The sequence below is a fragment of the Ectothiorhodospira haloalkaliphila ATCC 51935 genome (assembly GCF_000633935.1).
Taxonomy (GTDB): Bacteria; Pseudomonadota; Gammaproteobacteria; order Ectothiorhodospirales; family Ectothiorhodospiraceae; genus Ectothiorhodospira; species Ectothiorhodospira haloalkaliphila.
In genome coordinates this window covers 61,548-79,945 of sequence record NZ_KK214996.1, presented here as the reverse complement: position 1 = coordinate 79,945, position 18,398 = coordinate 61,548, and the positions used below count along the sequence as shown (strand labels likewise).

The 18,398-nt window shown below is 61.4% G+C and carries 15 protein-coding genes; 4 read left to right on the top strand and 11 right to left on the bottom strand.

Features of this window, described 5'->3' with window-relative positions; all coding sequences use genetic code 11:
* Nucleotides 1–183: 183 nt before the first annotated feature.
* On the bottom strand, nucleotides 184–1,446 hold the full coding sequence (ltrA, locus tag ECTHA_RS0102220) for a group II intron reverse transcriptase/maturase (RefSeq protein ID WP_244875610.1): 1,263 nt from the start codon (nucleotides 1,444–1,446) through the stop codon (nucleotides 184–186).
* Between the two features lie 814 nt (nucleotides 1,447–2,260).
* On the opposite strand from ltrA, the gene ECTHA_RS19790 reads away from it, so the two are divergent.
* Entirely contained in the window at nucleotides 2,261–3,340 is a 1,080-nt protein-coding gene (locus ECTHA_RS19790) for a hypothetical protein (RefSeq protein WP_156946799.1), read from the top strand.
* A 211-nt stretch (nucleotides 3,341–3,551) separates the two neighbouring features.
* Here the strand turns inward: ECTHA_RS19790 and ECTHA_RS0102215 are convergent, their stop codons facing one another.
* From ECTHA_RS0102215 to pilL2, 8 genes are read right to left on the bottom strand one after another with little or no spacing between them, the layout of a single operon-like run.
* Nucleotides 3,552–4,292 carry a TIGR03747 family integrating conjugative element membrane protein gene (locus tag ECTHA_RS0102215; RefSeq protein ID WP_025282643.1) on the bottom strand — a complete coding sequence of 247 codons (741 nt, stop codon included), beginning with the start codon at nucleotides 4,290–4,292 and terminating at the stop codon, nucleotides 3,552–3,554.
* The gene (gene traD / locus ECTHA_RS16720) at nucleotides 4,289–6,457 is read right to left on the bottom strand and encodes a type IV conjugative transfer system coupling protein TraD (protein WP_025282642.1); all 2,169 of its coding nucleotides are present in this window, start codon (nucleotides 6,455–6,457) and stop codon (nucleotides 4,289–4,291) included. Before traD ends, ECTHA_RS0102215 begins: the two co-directional genes overlap by 4 nt.
* On the bottom strand, nucleotides 6,454–7,032 hold the full coding sequence (locus ECTHA_RS18800; RefSeq protein WP_025282641.1) for an integrating conjugative element protein: 579 nt from the start codon (nucleotides 7,030–7,032) through the stop codon (nucleotides 6,454–6,456). Before ECTHA_RS18800 ends, traD begins: the two co-directional genes overlap by 4 nt.
* The gene (locus tag ECTHA_RS19245) at nucleotides 7,025–7,591 is read right to left on the bottom strand and encodes a transglycosylase SLT domain-containing protein (protein ID WP_238984766.1); all 567 of its coding nucleotides are present in this window, start codon (nucleotides 7,589–7,591) and stop codon (nucleotides 7,025–7,027) included. Before ECTHA_RS19245 ends, ECTHA_RS18800 begins: the two co-directional genes overlap by 8 nt.
* Nucleotides 7,563–8,348 (bottom strand): TIGR03759 family integrating conjugative element protein, encoded by a 786-nt coding sequence (locus ECTHA_RS16710; protein WP_025282639.1) that lies wholly within the window; start codon nucleotides 8,346–8,348, stop codon nucleotides 7,563–7,565. Before ECTHA_RS16710 ends, ECTHA_RS19245 begins: the two co-directional genes overlap by 29 nt.
* Nucleotides 8,345–8,620 carry a hypothetical protein gene (locus ECTHA_RS0102190; protein ID WP_025282638.1) on the bottom strand — a complete coding sequence of 92 codons (276 nt, stop codon included), beginning with the start codon at nucleotides 8,618–8,620 and terminating at the stop codon, nucleotides 8,345–8,347. The genes ECTHA_RS16710 and ECTHA_RS0102190 overlap by 4 nt, the downstream gene beginning before the upstream one ends.
* Nucleotides 8,621–8,623: 3 nt before the next feature.
* The gene (locus tag ECTHA_RS0102185) at nucleotides 8,624–9,502 is read right to left on the bottom strand and encodes a hypothetical protein (protein WP_025282637.1); all 879 of its coding nucleotides are present in this window, start codon (nucleotides 9,500–9,502) and stop codon (nucleotides 8,624–8,626) included.
* 17 nt (nucleotides 9,503–9,519) lie between these two features.
* Complete coding sequence (gene pilL2, locus ECTHA_RS16705; RefSeq protein ID WP_025282636.1) at nucleotides 9,520–10,344, bottom strand: PFGI-1 class ICE element type IV pilus protein PilL2; 825 nt, start codon at nucleotides 10,342–10,344, stop codon at nucleotides 9,520–9,522.
* A gap of 439 nt (nucleotides 10,345–10,783) precedes the next feature.
* Here pilL2 and ECTHA_RS16700 point away from each other — a divergent pair, with 439 nt between their 5' ends.
* The 3 genes from ECTHA_RS16700 (at nucleotide 10,784) to ECTHA_RS0102165 (ending at nucleotide 15,431) form a co-directional block, all read left to right on the top strand.
* The gene (locus ECTHA_RS16700) at nucleotides 10,784–12,727 is read left to right on the top strand and encodes a PAS domain-containing hybrid sensor histidine kinase/response regulator (protein ID WP_084306638.1); all 1,944 of its coding nucleotides are present in this window, start codon (nucleotides 10,784–10,786) and stop codon (nucleotides 12,725–12,727) included.
* A 155-nt stretch (nucleotides 12,728–12,882) separates the two neighbouring features.
* The gene (locus ECTHA_RS0102170) at nucleotides 12,883–14,628 is read left to right on the top strand and encodes a sensor domain-containing diguanylate cyclase (protein WP_025282634.1); all 1,746 of its coding nucleotides are present in this window, start codon (nucleotides 12,883–12,885) and stop codon (nucleotides 14,626–14,628) included.
* 131 nt (nucleotides 14,629–14,759) lie between these two features.
* Nucleotides 14,760–15,431, top strand: coding sequence for an SOS response-associated peptidase (locus ECTHA_RS0102165; protein WP_025282633.1), 672 nt, complete (start codon nucleotides 14,760–14,762; stop codon nucleotides 15,429–15,431).
* A gap of 450 nt (nucleotides 15,432–15,881) precedes the next feature.
* Here ECTHA_RS0102165 and ECTHA_RS0102160 read toward each other — a convergent pair whose 3' ends face one another.
* Together ECTHA_RS0102160 and ECTHA_RS0102155 are read right to left on the bottom strand one after the other, a co-directional pair.
* Nucleotides 15,882–17,528 (bottom strand): sensor domain-containing diguanylate cyclase, encoded by a 1,647-nt coding sequence (locus ECTHA_RS0102160; protein ID WP_026623464.1) that lies wholly within the window; start codon nucleotides 17,526–17,528, stop codon nucleotides 15,882–15,884.
* Between the two features lie 119 nt (nucleotides 17,529–17,647).
* On the bottom strand, nucleotides 17,648–18,070 hold the full coding sequence (locus ECTHA_RS0102155; RefSeq protein WP_084306636.1) for an IS66 family transposase: 423 nt from the start codon (nucleotides 18,068–18,070) through the stop codon (nucleotides 17,648–17,650).
* Between the last annotated feature and the right edge of the window lie 328 nt (nucleotides 18,071–18,398).

Below are 18,398 nucleotides of genomic sequence, written 5' to 3'. Positions count from 1 at the left end.
ATTCCGATATATTAAGGACCTACCATCAGATTGTAAGTGAGTGTATTGGCGAGTTCCCATCGTATTTTAGTGGTTAAGTTGCCGTGTAATCGGGTAAGGGCGGGTGTTTAGCCCGCCCTCCCCACACCACCTGGCATGCGGGTCCGCACCAGGCGGTTCATAAGAAGGGAGCACACGACGATTTCAGGTATAACCATGCGCTTTCATCCATTGATCGCGGATGCTGATCAAGCCTTGGCATTGCAGCCAGTCATTGGTCATCCCGGTCTGGGTGCCGAGGGATCGGGACAGGTGCCAGTAGCTTTTGGAGCTCATGCCTGTCCAGGTGGCGGCACGTTTTGGCGTTCCCAGGGCCAGCAGGTGGCGGATACGGTTTCGCACCCCGCGCCACTGTTTCCAGTAACACATGCGGATACGTCGTCGCAGCCAGTGGTCCAGCTCGGGGATAGGCCGATAGTAGTCCGAGATGCCGAAGTAGCCCATCCAACCACGGACATATTCCGTCAGCGTCTTGAGCCGGTAGTCCATGGACACGCCCCAGCTCCGGCCGGTGAGCTTTCTCAGCCGGTAACGGAAGTCCTGATAGGCGCGCTCGGACCATCGCAGCTTTGCTCCCCGGAAGGTGAATCCCAGGAATTGGCAGTCGTTGGTCCTGACCACGCGGCTCTTGTGCGGATTGACCACCAGCTTGAGGGTGCCGGTCAGGAAGCGAGACACGCTCGCCATGACCCGTTCCCCGGCGCGGTGGCTCCGCACGAGGATCAGCAGGTCGTCCGCATAGCGGACGAACCGATGCCCTCGCGCTTCCAGTTCCTTGTCCAGGTCATCCAGAAGGATATTGGCCAGCAAGGGCGACAGGGGACCACCCTGGGGTGTCCCGATCACCGTTGCCTCAAGGGTATCTCCGACCCGCACACCCGCCCGCAGATACTCGCCGATCAACGCCAGCAGCCGCTTATCGCGCACCTTGCGGCCCACTCGGGCCATCAGGATGTTGTGCTGGACCGTGTCGAAGAACTTCGCCAAGTCCAGATCGACGGCGATGCGGTAGCCATCAGCGATATGGGTTTGTATCCGCCTCAGTGCTCCATGGGCGGAGCGTCCAGGTCGGAAGCCGAAACTCGAATCCGAGAATCCTGGATCGAAGATCGGCCCCAGAGCTTGCGCCATGGCCTGTTGAATGACCCGATCCGTCACCGTCGGGATGCCAAGCAGTCGCTCGCCCCCATCGGGTTTGGGAAGGGTCACTCGTCGCACCGGTTGTGGCCGGTACGTGCCATCACGCAAGGCTTGGCGGATGACCGGCAGGTTCGAACGTGCGAACTCAGGGAAGTCCTCGATGTGCATCCCATCGACACCGGGGGCGCCCCTGTTGGCTTTCACCCGCTTCCATGCCCGTCGCATGTTCTCGCTTGCCAGCCCCCGCTCCATCAGGTCGTCGTGCAAGGCTGGCTGCGTGGTATCACGCCGCGACGCGTCTCCCCCGGACGGGTTCGACGACGCGTGCGAGCAATCCACGGCTCCGCCTTGTCTTCTCATGTTCGGCCCTTCACCGCGAGGCCCGTCCACGGGCGTGCGATTACTATGGCTTCGGCTGACCTCTGCGCCGTCACGTCGAACGTTGCCGTTGGACGCGCTGCCCGGGTCGCGGTAGGGTCCGGTGGGATGCCCAGCCCTTTCGGGCTGGCCCTCAGTCCGGCTCCCATGGCGACCACAGCCACGGTAGGGTTCGATGGCGTATCCAGTCCTTTCGGACTGGGCCTCAGTTCGACTCCCATGGCGGCACTGGCCGCATGCGGAACAGATCTCCCCGGATAAGGACATGAACTTTCAGTGCACAACCGCCGCATTTACCCTATCCCCTGCACCTGATGGGCTTTGTCACCTTGTGCTGACTCGCCCGGGGACTGAGCCTTCTATGCGGTTTACTCGCCCCATCCCTGGGGCTCGCCCTTCGGGCCAGCCTGCGGCTGTTCAAAATCGCTCCCGGCGATTTTGTCTGTCCGTCGGCTCGCACCTTTGCGCTCGGGCTTCCTCCAGACAGACCCTCACGGGGCTGCCCTTGCCGTCGGCTAGTAGTTACGTTGGTCCACAGAGTGGACATCACAGGTACTCCTACAGGGGACTTTCACCCCATCGGTTCATGCCCATGCCGGGCGTACACAAGCGCTTCCAGCCGACGGGCCAGAGGCCCGCGGCTGATGCGTAACGTTAGCCCTTTAGAACTTGCCCTCTGCTTACAATAATTACCGGTTATCCAATGGCAGACATTTTCGACTCAATTTGTCCGATCTTTTTGGACCGCAACGAAGAGGTTGTAGAGCAAGTAGGCTCAGGAGTTCTTGTCACGATTGCAGACACAATTTTCCTGCTTACTGCTGCTCACGTAGTAGATTGGTCTAGTCAAGGCGTGCTATGCATACCAAGCAACGCTGGCATTGTCCCAATAGATGGATCTTTCGTATCCATAGAAACACAAAAAGGCGTAGCCAGATCAAAAGACAAAATTGACCTGGCGTATTACAATTTGACCAAATCTCTTGGTGCAAATCTACATCAATCACTTCGCCCAATAGAAAGAAATGATTTGTGGCTAACAGATAATACTCTTGATGATGATGTTTACACTTTTTCTGGCTTTCCAGTAAATAAATCCAGAAATAAAGCGAATACCGTATCAACTGAATTGTTTTCTTACTCTGGACATGCTGCAGTTGATAAGAAATACGAAAACCTAGGCTATGACAAAGACACCAATATCGTCATAAATTATCGCATCAAAAAATCAGTATCACCCGACGGAGTGAAGCTCAACCCACCCCATCCCCGTGGGATCAGTGGTGGGGGTGTTTTTCGTTGGCCCAAAGATGTAGGCCACAGGCCACAAGAGCTCCGACGCTCACTCGTTGGTATTGCACATACTTACCTCAAGACACAGAATTGTTTGGTCGGAACGAGGCTGGACTTATACTATCAGCTTATTCAGCAAAACAATCCGCATTTATTCCCAGCAGCATCCGGACATACCGAGAGTCCAGAACGAACAATCCCACTATTTCTTTCAGTAGTTTGTTATCGCAAGGAAGAATGGCCTCTGCTCATGTCGCAATTTGCGGATGCAGACCATATGCAGAATTCTTGGAACGAATGGCGCCAAGCTGTCGAGAACGGTATAGAGCAAATGCAGAGAAAGAATGTTCTCATGATACCAATCGAGCTTACCGCAGATGAAATTATGAAACACTGCGCAAGTGAAAACATACCAAACACAGGGCGAACAAGAGCAGACTTGGCTGGCCGTAGACTTGCAGAGATGCTCAAAGAAGAAAAGGTTAGTTAACAAGCAATAGGGGCTAATCGGGTAAGGGCGGGTGTTTAGCCCGCCCTCCCCACACCACCTGGCATGCGGGTCCGCACCAGGCGGTTCACAAGAAGGGAGCACACGACGATTTCAGGTATAACCATGCGCTTTCATCCATTGATCAGCGGAACAATGTTGAGTAGCCCAGCGACTCTGGACATCTAGCGCGTGCTGCTCATTCATCTTGTTTTCACAAATACTTCTTGAACGTTGAAGCCGTCACTGCCAATGCCACTGCCGTCAGCAACGCAAACGGCAGCACCACATAGTTCGGATGCACCGACACCGGCATGCCCAGGTACACCACCCAGGTGAGGATGATGCTGGGCAGGATCAGGCGCTTGGCGTGGTGATAGACGAAGCTGGACTCGCGCCCGCCACTCCAGCGGCGCAGATCGCGCTGCACCAGGCCATCGACGATGGCTACCAGGCCGAACAGCACGAACACCGGCATGGCCAGGGTCAGCACCGCCAGGCGCACGGCGAAGACCTGCGTGATGGTCATCGCGGCCACCACATGGGCTTCGATGACGCCGTACCCTTGTCTCAGGGTGGCCTGCAGCGTGGATCCCCGGGGATCGATCGGCTGGCTCAGCCATTGGATCGCAATCTCCACCCGCGTCATCTCGAACAGCAGGCGATAGCTGGTATCCGCGAACTGACGCACATAATCAGCCGGCTCCGAGACCAGCAGCGAGCGACCAAAGTCCTGGTTCACATAGCGGATTTCCTGCTCCAGCATCTGCCGACTGTGATCCACGCCTTCATCTGGCCACCACAGCCACATCCCCGCCCATTCGGCCAGGATGGAGAACAGCAGCGCCACGAACAGCCAGAACAGGATCGACGACACGGCGGACAGGGTGCGGCTCAATAGGCCCTGCTGGACCGGATACCGGGTGTCACGGGCCTGGCGGGTAGCAGTACTCATCCGCGCTCACCCTCATCGGTCGGGAGGGCGCCGCTGTGCGAGGCCGGCGGGGTGCTGGAGGTATGGGGGGCAGCATCCGGTGTCCCCGAGACCTGCGTGCGCGGCACGGGCTCATGCACCCACCAGTGATCCCCGGTGCTGTAGTGACGGGCCATGTCGTTGGCGATGTGCTGCAGGGAGGCTGGCATCTGCGGGTCGCGGCGATGGTCCGGCAGCGGCATGCGGATCTTGAACAGCTGCCCACCCTCGATGAGCGCAAAGGCCTGGCCTTTGGGCAGGGTCACCAGGTCCGCTGGCGTCAGCAATGGCACCTCGCTGACCGAGATACGGTCCTCGTTGCGGCTGGTAAAATGCTGCTCCGAGCCCGGGTCGGCCGAGTCATTGGTCCCCGAGACCTGCATCAGGGCGTTGATCTCCACCTGCGGCAGCTGCTCGGTGAGCATCTCGGCCGTGGCAAACTCCTTCACCCGCAGCATGATCAGGGTGTTGAAGTTCCCCGCCACCTGGCCGGCCTTGGGCTTGGAGCCGATACGGGCCTCCACATCCGACCAGGTCTGGGTATAGGCGGTGACCTGAAAGCCCGAGCCACCGGCCTTGTTCAGCAGCGGGATGAACTCATCGCCGATCAGCTCGTTGAACTCATCCCCGTGCAGCGACACCGTGGGCATCCGCGGCGGTGCCTGATCGTCGCTGGGCAGGCCATGCTCGGTGCCGAACTTGTACAGCTGCCCGGCCACCGACACCAGGTCCGCGAACATGGAGTTGCCCACGGCCGTGGCCACGGTCATGTCGGACAGGGCATCCAGGCCCACGTAGACCACACATTGTTGCCGGATCACCTGCATCCAATCGAAGATCGGCCGGGGGTCGTCCAGGTCGAAGTAATCGGGGCTGATCAGTTCAGCGCTCTGGCCGGTGGTGAGCTTCTCCAGCAGCGGCAGCAGGGAGGCGACGATCTTGTCGAAATAGGTCTTGTCGTACTCCACCGCCGAGCGCAGGCCATCGGCGATGGGGTCGAACAGGGCGTTGTCCTTGAGGTACTGCACCAGGGCCACCAGGCGCCGGGAGCGGCCCTTCATGGCAAAGGGCAGGTTGCGCTCGTTGATCTGCTCCTCGCGCCGGGCCACCTCGTGCCCCCAGTCCTCGGGGGCCACACCCGGCAGCCAGTGGTTGCAGTAGTCGATGAACAACTGCTCGATGTGGGTGATGTGGCGCACGATCTGCTGATAGTCCGGGCGCCGCCCCAGCGCCACCAGGGCCTGGGCGATGATGTTGGTGAACCGCCAGCCAAACTCCTTGAAGGCCGCCGAGTTGCCCTGGTCGGGCAGGGGGTTGGTGACCCGGGTGGCCACCTCGGTGATGCGGTTGAACGAGCCGATGGCGTTGTAGCGGGCCGAGATGTCCGGATGACCCAGATGGAACATGTAAAACTGCTGCTCCCGGCCGGCCCGCTTGCACTCGGCATACATGCGCCGCAACAGGTCGGCATCCCCCTTGGGATCGAAGACGATCACCACATCGCCGCGACGGATGTCCTGGGTGATCAGGATCTCCGCCAGGCGGGTCTTGCCCACCCGCGTGGTCCCCAGGACCAGGGTATGGCCGACCCGCTCCCCCAGGTCCATGTACACCGGCGCCTCGTCCGGCTCGACGCCATGCAGGGCCGGCTTGCCACCCACCGGCGGCAGCGGCGCCAGCGGGTTCCACCAGGCCCGGATCCCGAGCAGGGTGGCGATCCAGGACAGCCCCGGGGTGTTCTCCCAGGCGACTTCCCGGGACCGGGCCCAGCGATACAGCCGACCGGGCCGGATATAGTGCTGGACCTCCGGGCGGATGGTGTCGCGCAGGCGCTGGGTATGCTTCTGGGTCCAGGCAAAGCCCAGTCCCAGGAACAGCTTGCGCCGGCTCACTGGGATGCGGTCGGCCCCCAGCCGGTATTCACGCAGGCGCCTGAGATTGCGCTGATAGTGCAGCACCTTCCAGCCTTGCCAGCCCCGGACCAGGGCAAAACCACCCAGTACCGCCGCCGCCACCCAGGCCACCGCCGGCGTCATCATCAGGGCCCAGGGGGCCACCAGGGCGATCACGGCCGCCGTGCCGGCCACAAAGGCCGACCACAACTCCACCGCCGGGCGCAGCAGGGCCTCGACCGGGTTGCGGTTCATTGCTCAAAGCCCTCGCGGGTGATCAGCACCGGGTAGACCGACAGCCCGAACTGCGCCGCCAGGTCCTCGCCGGGGATCGGGGTCAGGGGCACCCCCTCGGCTGCCTGTTGCAGCCGCTGATAGGCGGCCTCATCGGGCACTTCCACCACCAGGCAGGCCACCTGTTCACGGCGCAGCACCGCCCGATGGGTGACCAGCCACTGCAGTGAGAACCGATCAGTACCCAGGACACAGAAGGGCCGGGGCAGGTACTGCAGACGCTCCAGGACATCGCCCCGGGCATCCTCGGCCAGGCGGCCGGGGCGCAGCGCCGGCGTGGTCAGGGGCAGCCTGGATGCCAGATCGACGACACCCCCGGGTGATTGCCCGGGTGAGACTGGCGAGGTCGTCAAGCCCGGGCCCGAATCGGCCTCCTCGGCCTCCAGGGGGGCGCGATAGGGCGCGAGGGGGACGGTCTGGCCGCTATCGAAGATCACCACCGGCCCAGCCGACACGGGCAGTGAGGGCAGGCCCCACAGACAGACCAGCGTCAGCAGGCAGAGCCAGGGTCGCCGGGCAGGGGAGGGATCATTCATGGGGAGACAGCCTCTGCAGACGTTCCAGCACCCGGGCCCGGTAGCGCTCGGCACGGGCGCGGGCCGCCGGGGTATCGGCCGGGGCGTGATAGCGGCCCACGACCACGATCCAGTCCCCGTCCTCCTGGTACAACTCGTGAAGGATCTGTGCCCCCACCCGCAGGTTGTGATGGGGGTCCAGGGCCCGCCAGGGATCCTGCAGACGCTGGGCATGCCAGTGCCAGTTCACCTGCATCAGGCCGATGTCGATGGAGGTGCGCCCGGCCGCCAGGTGGCGCTGAATGGCCTCATGGGCCTCGCGCCGATTGCGGTAACGCTCCGGCTGGCCTGCCACATTCAGGGTCCAGGGCCAGGGCAACACGCGCCGGGAGGTGAGCAGCATCTCGCTCTCGGCCAGGGCCACGGCAAAGACCACCTCGGGAGGCACCTGGTAGGCCCGGGCGGCCTCCACGTAGGCGGGCGGGATGGTCGATGGCCACACGGGGCCGGCGACCAGCAGACTGCCCACCAGGGTCGCCATGCGCAGCTTTTCAGCGCAGATCCTTAAGCCCAATGGCATGGGTGGCCCCCTCGCGAGTCCGATGCAGCAGGGCCGGGGCACTGGTGCGTACTCCCAGTCGCCGCGCCGTGCCGTTGTCATGGTTCAAAGTGATGCGGCGCTGCTGCACGCGCCGGGTGGGAATCTCATGGTGAGCGGCCCAGGCCCTGACCACAGTCTCATCGCCGGGCTCGGTGTCCAGCAGATAGATGTCCAGGCCAAGGTCACGCGCGTCGGCCCTTGCCATGACCTCATCTAGCAGAGCATCACAGCGACTGCAGCCCTGGGTGCGGGTGAACAGCAGCAAACGGTCGCCCCGGCTCGGGCCTTCACTGGCCAGAGGCTGCAGGGGGGCAGGGCTGGAGGCCAGGCGCGCCACATCAATCAGCGCCTCATCGGGGTAGAGGCGCCGCCAGGCATCATCGTAGGCGCGCTGGAAGGCCAACTCCCCCTCGACCCGGGCCCGCTCCTGGGCCACGGCCCTCTCGGCATAGCGGCGCCGCTCCGATTCGCTGCGGGCATGAATACCCAGGACCATGATCGGGTCCAGGTCGGGAGACCACAGGCCCCGCTGACCGGCCATCAGGGACTCGTAGCGTTCCCATTCCTCGACACTCAGCCCCCAGGCCTCGGCGAGGCGCTCGATGCGCGTGTCGGCGCCTTCGGAGGCCGTGCGCTCGGTCTCCTGTGCCTGTGTATCACCCAGGGCCGGGCCGGCCGTGACGGCCAGGCTGGCGACCAGCAGTGACCGGATGATCAAGCGGATGGGGTGTCTCATGGCGCTGCCTCCGACCGGGCGCCCGGGACGCACCGGCGCCCATCGGGCAGCCAGTAGGTGGCAGCCTCTGCGGAGATGGTGAGGTTGCGGTACACCACGGGGCCCTCGCACGCTGGCCAGAGCGGGGCCGGCACGGGCGCGGAAGCCGGTGATTCGTGTGGATCCGAAGCCTCGGGCTCGGCAGGGTATTCAGCCACGATCACCGGCTCGGCTCGTGCCTGTTCGATGCTGAAGGCCGCCCCTGCCAGAACCACAATCAGAAACCATTCCATGCCTCAGCCCTCCACCGACAGGCTGACCATGCGCCCATCAGGCCGGATGAAACGGGCCTCACGGGTGCTCGGGTCCAACCGGTGCAGCTGCCAGCCGGAGAGATGATCCCCCTCGCTGAGCCGGGCATGACGCCCATCGCTCTCCAGGGTGGCATAAGGCCGGTTGTCCCAGTAGTCGATGGCCACCAGGGTGAACGGTGGGCGATTGGCCCGGGCCCGGGTGGCGGCCCGATGGGCGGATTCCAGACTGGCGATGCGGCGATCCAGTGCCTTCAGGGTGTTCGGCGTTCCCTGCAGGGCGGCCACCTGCTCGGAGAGGCTGGCCAGTTTCTCGTTGTTCAGGGGCGCCTGGCCGTTCCCGGCCGCTTCCCAGGGGGCCTCGTCCAGCAAGTGATCGACCGAGGTGATGAGCGTCGACATCCGCTCATCCAGGTCTGCCACCCGATCTTCGGTCGTTGACAGGCGGCGTCCCAGGTCATCAAGGCGATCGGCTTCCGGCCGGTCGGCAGATAGATCGACAGGGAGCGGGGGCAAATCGTCAGCCTCGAAAGACTCGGCGTGTGCGTCCCTGATGGAGGCCTCCTCACCGGCCTCTACGTCCCCGGCCAGGGCACCGGCGCCGTTGCCCTCATAGGTCACCGGATCGGCATCACCACCCCCGCCGAAGAGCATGACCGCACTCACCACCAGCAGCACGATGATGGCGCCACCGCCGATGATCAGGGCCTTGGGTGGGGGATGCAGCTGAGGGGGTTCACTGCCGGATGCCTCGAGGTCATCCAGCGGCGGCAGTAGGCGCGGATGCTCAGTGGACTCAGCGCCGGACACCTCGGGGCGCGGGGGGTGGTCATATGTTTCCTGGGACTGTGGATCGTTCGCCATGACGGGTCTCCTGGGGATCAGTCATCGGTCTGAGCGGATTTGGTCGCTGGACGCCACCGGCCGAATTGCGCGCGGATGATGGCCTCGGCGTCGGCCGGCGGGATGGAATCGACAGTGGCCGAGTCGGGGACACGCAACCACACCCCCTCACGCAGCAGGTTCATGTTGGGCTCGCCGCCCAGATGCAGGAAGGCCTCGGGGTTGGCCTGCCAAAGGGCCACCAGCCCCTGGCGTGTGAGGGTGCGATGGCCCGGCCACAATTCGGTGGCGATATCCAGGAGGGTCTGCTGCGGCCGAACGGGACCGTAGTCACCGGCCGTCGCCGGGGCGTCCACCCAGCGGGGCGCATCTCGTGGCTCGCTACGCTCTGGCGGTTCCCGGAGCGCCGCGGGCGGGGTATCGCCGTAACGCTCTACATACCGGGCTTGGTAGTCCGGTCTCAGCTCGAACGACACCAGGCGATGAACCGGGTCCAGGCTCACCTGCCAGGCCTCGCCGGCCAGGGTGGCCAGGGCTTGATTCAGGGGCAGGGGCCCCAGATGACGATGCACCTCGGGCAATGGCTGATTCAGCAACACCGGCCGATAGGGATCTGCATGGGCCGCATCAGCCAGGGCAAACCCGCTGGGCGATAACAGGTGGCGCACCGCGTCCCCCACGGTCTGCACGCTACGCCGTGGGAAGCGCACATCCACGATGACCGAAAGCGGCCGCACCTGCTCTGCTGTGGGGATCGGTGCCAGGGTCTGATAGCGACCGACACGCACATCGCCGCTGGCCTCAGCCGTCGCGGCCCCGAGGGTCGCGGTGATCACCAGGGTGGTCAGGAACCGTTGTCGCATGTCCATCTCCGGGTAAGAGGCGGGCCCGCGCCCAGGGCAACAGGCCCGCCGTAGAGGCAGTCCATGGCTGGCAAACCGTGGACGCCACCATCTTTCCGAAGGGGTAGGGCAGGGACAATGGAAAACCGTTTATCCGGCGGGGGGTGGTTTTTTTACCCGGGCATGCGGTTGGGAAGTCGTCCGCTTCGAAGCGTTGGCTCATAGAGCCTCAAGGGCCGCTTCGCTCAGGGATTTGTCTTTTCTCAAAAGGTTATTTCGAGTCCGATGGCGAGTCCGGGGATGTCATCTGGGATTCAAGGGGGTCTGGCACCATCGACCAAGACATTCGATAAGCGAAGGGCTAAACTGCCGTTGAAATTCCGCTATGGAAATTGGGTGGCAAGGTGCTCCTCCTGGGTTGAGATGAGGCCGAGCTGCTCCAGTACGCCGAGGAGAAGGTATGGTAATCGGGGAATCGCATCCGTTGGCGCGCACATTGTCGCGTCTGCCGTCGATGATCTTTCAATATCGAGTGGAACCGGATGGGGCCTGCCGGTATGAGTATGTCAATCGGGCCATTGAGGCGATTTTCGGGGTGACACCCGATCAGGCCCTGAATGATCCGATGACGATCCGCGGCCGAATGCATCCTGACGATGCCTCTCAGGTGCAGCGCTACTATGAGCATTGCGCCGCTTCCCGAACTCCCTTGCGGCTCCAGTACCGCATTCAGCATCCGGGTCAGGGTCTTCTTTGGGTCGAGGAGTATGCCGAGCCAGAGTTGTTACCCAATGGGGCCATGCTCTGGCACGGGCAGGTCTTTGAGATCACGGATTACAAGATCCTTGGTTCCGAGTTGTCCCTCAGCCGCGCCCGGCTCCGTGAAGCCTGCGACATGGCGAAGCTGGGGCACTGGGAAGTGGATCTGCGTTCCGATGACGTGTGGTGGTGTCATGCCACGTATGAAATGCTCGGGTGTGACACCTCAGACTTCAACCCCACGTCGGAGGAATACTGGGGGCGCGTGCATCCCGATGATGTGGATCGGGTGAAAGCAAACCACGAGAGAACCTTGAAGGCCAAATGGCCTGACATTCCTACGATCGAATACCGTATCCGCCGATCCAATGGAGAGTTTATCTGGGTAATCCACAGGGCACGGGTTCGTTTCGACGACGATGGCGAGCCCGTGCAGATCTTTGGCACCATCCAGGACATTTCTGATCGCAAGCAGCTTGAAGAGGCCCTCGTGGAATCCAAGAGCGCAGCGGACCGGGCCAACCAGTTCAAGTCGGATTTCATTCTGGGGATGAGCCATGAACTGCGTACACCCCTGAATGCCGTGCTGGGTTTTGGGCAACTGCTCCAGTACGATCCCGATCTGACGACCGAGCAGGCCATCTGCGTGGAAGAGATCCGCGCAGCCGGACAGCATCTGCTGGGGCTGATCGACGAGATCCTCGATCTGTCGAAGATCGAAACGGGCCGTGTGGAACTCACCATCTCCACCGAGGATTGTCGGGCCCTCGCCGAGGAGGCCATCAGTCTGGTGACCTCCCTGGCCGAGGCGCGGCAGGTCAGACCGGAGTTGAAAGTGCAGGACGAACTCCAGGTGGATTGCGATCCCATGCGACTGCGTCAGGTAATGGTCAACCTGCTGTCGAACGGCATCAAATACAATCGCCCGAATGGTGCGGTCACGCTCACTGTCAGTCACGATACCGATGGGACGAAGGACAGTGTCAGGATCGATGTCCAGGATACAGGCATCGGCATACCCGAGGACCGGATCGCCGATGTCTTCCGGCCCTTTGAGCGGCTGGGACGCGGGCATGTGGAGGGAACCGGTATCGGCCTGGCCATCAGCAAAAAGCTGGTGGAGACCATGGGCGGGACGCTGTCGGTGGAGAGCAAGCGGGGGGTGGGCAGTCGATTTTCCATCCTGCTGCCGCCGGGGAATGACGTTCAGTCTGCGGAGCCGTCAACGCCATCGGTCGCCCTCAACGCGGAAAGGGCCCGCGGACTGGTGCTGCATATCGACGACAGCATGACCAACCTGAGGCTATTGCAGCGTGTGCTCTCACGTCTGAATGACGTGGATTACATGGGATCACCGACGGGCTCCCTGGGGCTGGACCTGGCCACCGCCTACAAGCCCCGCTTGATCTTTCTGGATCTCGAGTTGCCTGACATGCACGGTTTTGAGGTGCTGGAGCGACTCAGGTCCATGGCATCGACCCGCCATATCCCCGTGGTGGGCCTGACGGCCCGGGCCTCGGCCAAGGATGTGTCGAAGGGGATTGAAGCGGGCTTTGACCGTTACATCGGTATGCCCTTCGATATCGATGAAGTGATGGCGGCCATCCAGGCGTACATGGTCGATCATGACGGAGACCGCCCCTGAAGAGAAGTCGCGGTGCAAGATCGGAGTAGGGGGCGGCACGACAAACAACCCGATGGTGGAATTCGGCGGGTGCCCTGCTGGGTCGGGACTGTGCCGATGGGATAGAATGGCACCTTCCCCCGGAATAGGGACGTTGAGGTGGTGTGGGCTCCGTGATGATGCTTGAGCGACGTCAGTGGGCATTCGCCGGCGGGTCGGCTCTTGTCATCCTGAGCATCCTGTTGATGTTCTTGTGGTCCTGGCCGGGCGCGACCGGCCTTGGCTGGCCGGAGGCCATTGATGTGGCTGGCCAGGAGCGGGTGCCGCTGGCGCCTTACAGCGCGGTGTATATGGACACGGCTCGGCGAACCACCCCCGAGGCCTTGCTGGACAGGGATCCGCCCGATTTTGTGGAGCTGGATTCGCGCTCCTTCAACCAGGGCATGTCGCCAGGGGTGCTCTGGGTGGCGTTTGCCTTGCAGGAACTGGATGCCCGTCCGCGCCTGCTCTCGCTGGACAACCCCCTGTTTGATTCCGTGACCCTGTTCGCACAGGAGGAGGGCGGGCAATGGCGAGAGGTGCCCCGACACCAGGCGGTGGCCTGGGATCAACAACGGCGCCCGGCCTGGCGCCATGTCTTCCACATTGAAGCGGATAGCCCGGCAAGTCGCTACCTGCTGAGGGTGGAGACGGGCCAGAACCTGCGTTTTCATGCCGAGATCCAGACCTTTGAGGGGCATCAGGCCCAGGCCACCCGGTTCTGGCTGGCGCAAGGGGGGTATCACGGCATCATCCTGGCCTTGGCGGTCTATAACCTGTTCCTGCTCTTCAGCCTGCGGGACGCCAGCTACGCCTGGTACATCGCCTTCATTCTCTCCACCGCGGGCTACTTCTTGTTCCAGCGCGGTGTCCATCTGGAGTTTTTCCCCGAGTGGGGGAGCCAGACCACCCAACTCCTGATGTTTCTGTGCGTGGCGTTGCTGTCCACGTTTGCATTGCAGTTCACCCGACGTTTCCTCCTGATGCGCCGCCGTGATCCGGATTGGGACCGCTGGTTGCGCGCGGCCCTGCCGCTGCCCCTGGCCGGGATTCTGTTGCATGTCTGGCTGGGTACGGCCGGCAGCGTGCTGTTCTTCTCACTGGTGGCGCTGGCGGTCATCGTGCTGGTGGTGGGCGCCAGCTTGCGCGCCTATCATCTTCACGACTTCCGCCCGGCGCTGTATCTCCTCCTGGCCTGGGCAGCCATGTTCGTCGGCGCCTTGCTCTTCGTCCTGGGTGCCCTGGGGATACTGCCCAATAATCTGATCACCTACTATGCCGTCCAGGTGGGATCGGCTCTGGAAACCATGCTGCTGTCACTGGCACTTGCGGATCGTATCCGTGAGCTGCAATCGGAACGTGAGATCCTGGTCCGAAGGGGGGATCAATTGGAGCGGTCCACCTTGCTGGATGATCTCACCGGCCTCTACAACCGTCGTCACCTGGACCGCTGTTTTCCGGATCTGGTGGCCCGTGCCCACTCTCTTGGTTCACCGCTGTCGGTGGCCGTGATTGATGCGGACAACTTCAAACAGGTCAATGACGTCCATGGCCATGCAGTGGGTGATCAGGTGCTGATCCGCATGGGGCAGGTCATGGCCGACTCGGTACGCCGGGGGGACATGGTTTGCCGTTACGGTGGGGAAGAGTTCGTGGTCCTGATGCCGGGCGCCGACGAGGCCATGGCCGGGGAGATTGCCGAGCGGCTGCGTCGGGCGGTGGCCAGTCAGCCTCAGCCCTTGGGGGAGACGAGTATCAGGCAGACCGTCAGCATTGGACTGGCCACGTTGCAGGCCGAAGAGTCCGCGGATTCCCTTTTCCTGCGGGCGGACAAGGCACTGTATGAGGCCAAATCCGGGGGCAAGGATCGCGTGGTGGGGTGAGCCCCTGGTGGGTGGGTTGGTGTAGGCGGCGAGGTGGCTGGGTTGTCTGGATCCATTTCCGCCACCTGGGTGTTCGGTTCCTTTGAAGCGCGACGAACGCGTCGCGCAAGTCACTCTGACGGAGGCATCCCATGTGTGGCCGCTTTGCGCTCCATACGCCGCGCAGTCGCGTTGCAGCACGCTATTTCGACTCCCGGTTGCCGGTTGGCGACGTGCATGCCCAGTACAACGTCACGCCAGGGATTCAGATCACCTGCGTCCTCGCGACGCCCGACGATCCGGTTTCTTTCGCGTTCTCGCACTGGGGGTTTCGTCCGCCCTGGGCGAAGGAGGATGCGCCAACCCCGATCAACATCCGCGCCGAGAAGGCGGCCACCAGCCCGTATTTCCGGTCCGCGTTCGCCCACCGGCGCTGCCTGATTCCTGCGAACGGCTGGTACGAGTGGCGCAAGACCGAATCCGGCAAACAGCCGTACTACATCACCCTGAAGGACCCTGACCGGGACGAGGTGGTGTTCTTTGCGGGGCTCTGGGAACCGGCGGGGGAGGGGCTGGAGACCTGCTGCGCGATCCTGACCGAACCGGCGTGTCCGGCCTTCGCGTTCATCCACGATCGTCAGCCGGTGGTGCTCGATCCCGAGTGCCGGTGGCAGTGGCTGGATCCGGAACTGTCGGACCGGGAAACCATCCGTAAGATTGCCCGGCGGCTGGACCCGGACCGACTGATCGCCTATCCCGTCTCGCCCCGGGTCAATCGTCCCGCCAACGATGATCCGTCTCTGATCGTCAAGGTCGAGGGGTAGGGGGAGCGTCGGTGACGCCCCGGCGATGTCCTGGGAGTTTTCTTTTTTCGATCGGAGACCACGCGGCGTAGCTCTGGTCACGCTGCCCGACGGCCAGCCAGCGGGACCGGATGAGTGCCTGCAGTCGACCCTGAGCGGGCACTCAGTACACGCTTCTCGAGCGACTGCTGACCCTCTCACTCCGGACGCTGATCCCACACCCGCCAATCGGCCCTCGCCAGGGGAGCCTCTCTGGGTGGCGCCAAGAACTGCAGCTTAAAAAATGTGTTCGCTACGGCTTGACCAGAACAAACTCGAGCGGACTCCGGAAGGCGGCGGTGCTCTTGCAGGTGATGTTCGAACAGCTGCTGGATGGTCTCGAGGATGGGGGCTATGTGTGTTCTAGTTTTCTGTAAACCAGTGTCAAAGTTTTGGGGTTCAGTATCGTTGGTGGTAAGAAAACTAAACGTTTTAGGATACTGACACTTGATTACGCCCCCCGTGTTTTGATTGATAAAGCCGTTCATCAGCCGCGTTCACCAAGGCACCAATATCCAAGGCATCAAGACGAGCTAAGGAAACCACCCCAAAGCTGCCCGTCAATTTAATCCCGCTCTCATAATTATAATCTTCGATGCTTCGCCGAATCCGCTCAGCAACCAAAACGGCGGTATCAAGCTCTGTAGCCGGTAACAGCAGGATGAATTCCTCACCGCCCCATCGCGCCACGGCATCCTGTTTTCGTGAACAGTGCAGCAGAATTTCAGCCGTCTGTTTGAGCACAAGATCTCCCACATTATGGCCATACTGATCATTAACCTGCTTGAAATGATCCAGGTCCATCAAGATAATACTGAAATCCCTTTGATAACGTTCATATTGCAGCAGCTCCCGTTCAGCAATGTCCAGAAATTTACGCCTATTCATCAAGCCAGTCAGGTTATCCGTGCTGGCTACATACTGCAATTTCTCATTAGAGTCCAGCAGTTGCTGGTTAGCCTGAGTAAGGCGCCGCTCAGCCGCAACCAATTGACGGGCGATCACTACACCCAGCAGCATGGCCGCTAGGGTTGCTGCCAACGTGATTCCCAGTGTGATGCGTAGTGTTGTATGGGTATTGGACATCAGGGTAGCTTGCGGCATACCGGTGACGATCACCCAATTCAGACCCCGCGAGTCATCCATGCGAGTTACAGAGAGAAAATAACGTTGATCTGCAACCTCAAAGGCAGTATAAACCGGTTTGTCCAGCCCGTTGACCACATCAATGTGCTGGTCAAGATACTGAGCAGCTGCTTGGGTAAAGGGATCGGTACTACTCAGCATAGAAACACGCTCAACACCCTGATTTTCAATCTTAACCACCGCTTCTGTGGCTGATGTGCCCACTAGCAATCCATTGGGTTCCACGATAAAGACTTTTTGGTCTAGGTTGCCAGCTAATTCTTGTAAATGGTCGCTGATGAAATCCAGTGATAAGGCCGCCTGCTGTACACCTAGCAATCGACCATCGGCCTCCTTAATCGGCAGTGCAGCCGTCAAGCCAATCGATGTGCCAGCAGCCCAAATATAGATCGGACTCCAAATGGCTTGATCCGCTTGCACGGCAGCTTGATACCAAGGGCGTTCTCTGGCGTCATAGTTCCGAATTTCAGTTAATGTTTTAATGGGCTGTCCTTGGGTGTCAACCTGAAACACACGATAGTGATTGTCCGCATCCAGATTCCTACTCGCTATAGTGAAATGGCCGTCTGCCGCTCGCCCGACCCCAATAAAATTGCCCTGTTCCTCTATGCCAACAGCGATTGTTTGCATACTGTCAAAGGCGTGAAGCTGATTTAACCATGAGGTGCTCAAAGCGTGGGGATCATCTAAAGAAGCAGGGTTTTCTATAACTTTCAAACCATTCATATGCGTTAATACATGAGGCCGTTCCAGAAATGCCTGCACTCGATCCTGAACCGTGTCTGCTATTTGCCCCTGTAATTGTGCCGCCATATCCGTAGCAGCCTTGTGGCCTCCAGAAAAAGAAACAACGCCGATGACGGTGGCGGTTATGGCCATCAAGCCAACAAGCGTTAAAACTATGCGCACATAGGATCGATTTATGCTGAACATCGGAATACTTGCTCATAACGTTCGGTGCCCACCAGTGTTCGAAAAAGGGCCTGGGTGAGGCTGAGCATTGCCTCCGGAAGGCGAGTCAGTCCGAAGGATAGGAAAAGGATAGTAGCTACTCAGGCTGTCGCAGCCAGCCGCAGGACTTCGAATGAGTTCTGCCCGCGTAGCTTGCTGCTTTCCCAAACGGAGCGGATGATGAAGGATGCAAAGCTGCCCCCCTTGCCCCGGAACCCACCGATGACCTTCAGTTTCACCCTGATGGGGCGGACCATCCGCTCGGCGAGGTTGTTGATGAAGGGGACTCGCCAGTCGGTCACAAAGCGCCAGATGGCGTCGGGAAAGTCCCGCAGCCTCAACAGCAGGTTGGTGGCCGGTGCTGTTTGACGCGCCGCCGGCTGCTGTCCTCGGGGACCTGGTGTTGCTTGGCGGCCGACCTGCTCGTCATAGACCTCGAGGAATGCTTCGATCTGATCCCTCGGTAGGTGGGTCAGGCCCTGTTCCTTGGCCTGCGCCACTTGGGTGGGGCGCTGGAGCTTCATGCAGGGCAGGATAGCCTATCGGGGGGGGAATGGGCAGACTGTGGGCAGGGAGCCTGAACAGTTAAAAAGGTAAAGGATAGGAAATCCAACCGCCTTCACCGCAATATCCCTTCGCCTTGGGGCGGCGGCTGTCAAGGCGTAACTGGGAGTGGGTGGGAGTAACCTGTCCGGTTCAGACGGGTTTGCGGCCGCTGGTCAGTGCAGGCCGAATGCCCGCTCTGGGCCGGTCAACCCCCTGGCCGGGGGAGCGCTGACCGGCCCTAGCATATCAGCACTCGGTGCGTTCGGCCATCTCCAGGGCGTCATTGAAGTGGACCCCATCTGCTGG

Excerpts from the sequence above, each read along its gene's own strand:
- ECTHA_RS0102190 (WP_025282638.1), bottom strand. The coding sequence starts at position 8,620 with ATGGAATGGTTTCTGATTGTGGTTCTGGCAGGGGCGGCCTTCAGCATC.
- ECTHA_RS0102185 (WP_025282637.1), bottom strand. The coding sequence starts at position 9,502 with ATGGCGAACGATCCACAGTCCCAGGAAACATATGACCACCCCCCGCGC.
- ECTHA_RS0102215 (WP_025282643.1), bottom strand. The coding sequence starts at position 4,292 with ATGAGTACTGCTACCCGCCAGGCCCGTGACACCCGGTATCCGGTCCAG.
- ECTHA_RS16700 (WP_084306638.1), top strand. The coding sequence starts at position 10,784 with ATGGTAATCGGGGAATCGCATCCGTTGGCGCGCACATTGTCGCGTCTG.
- ECTHA_RS0102160 (WP_026623464.1), bottom strand. The coding sequence starts at position 17,528 with ATGTTCAGCATAAATCGATCCTATGTGCGCATAGTTTTAACGCTTGTT.
- ECTHA_RS18800 (WP_025282641.1), bottom strand. The coding sequence starts at position 7,032 with ATGAATGATCCCTCCCCTGCCCGGCGACCCTGGCTCTGCCTGCTGACG.
- ECTHA_RS0102165 (WP_025282633.1), top strand. The coding sequence starts at position 14,760 with ATGTGTGGCCGCTTTGCGCTCCATACGCCGCGCAGTCGCGTTGCAGCA.
- ECTHA_RS19245 (WP_238984766.1), bottom strand. The coding sequence starts at position 7,591 with ATGCCATTGGGCTTAAGGATCTGCGCTGAAAAGCTGCGCATGGCGACC.
- ECTHA_RS19790 (WP_156946799.1), top strand. The coding sequence starts at position 2,261 with ATGGCAGACATTTTCGACTCAATTTGTCCGATCTTTTTGGACCGCAAC.
- pilL2 (WP_025282636.1), bottom strand. The coding sequence starts at position 10,344 with ATGCGACAACGGTTCCTGACCACCCTGGTGATCACCGCGACCCTCGGG.
- traD (WP_025282642.1), bottom strand. The coding sequence starts at position 6,457 with ATGAACCGCAACCCGGTCGAGGCCCTGCTGCGCCCGGCGGTGGAGTTG.
- ECTHA_RS0102170 (WP_025282634.1), top strand. The coding sequence starts at position 12,883 with ATGATGCTTGAGCGACGTCAGTGGGCATTCGCCGGCGGGTCGGCTCTT.
- ECTHA_RS16710 (WP_025282639.1), bottom strand. The coding sequence starts at position 8,348 with ATGAGACACCCCATCCGCTTGATCATCCGGTCACTGCTGGTCGCCAGC.
- ECTHA_RS0102155 (WP_084306636.1), bottom strand. The coding sequence starts at position 18,070 with ATGAAGCTCCAGCGCCCCACCCAAGTGGCGCAGGCCAAGGAACAGGGC.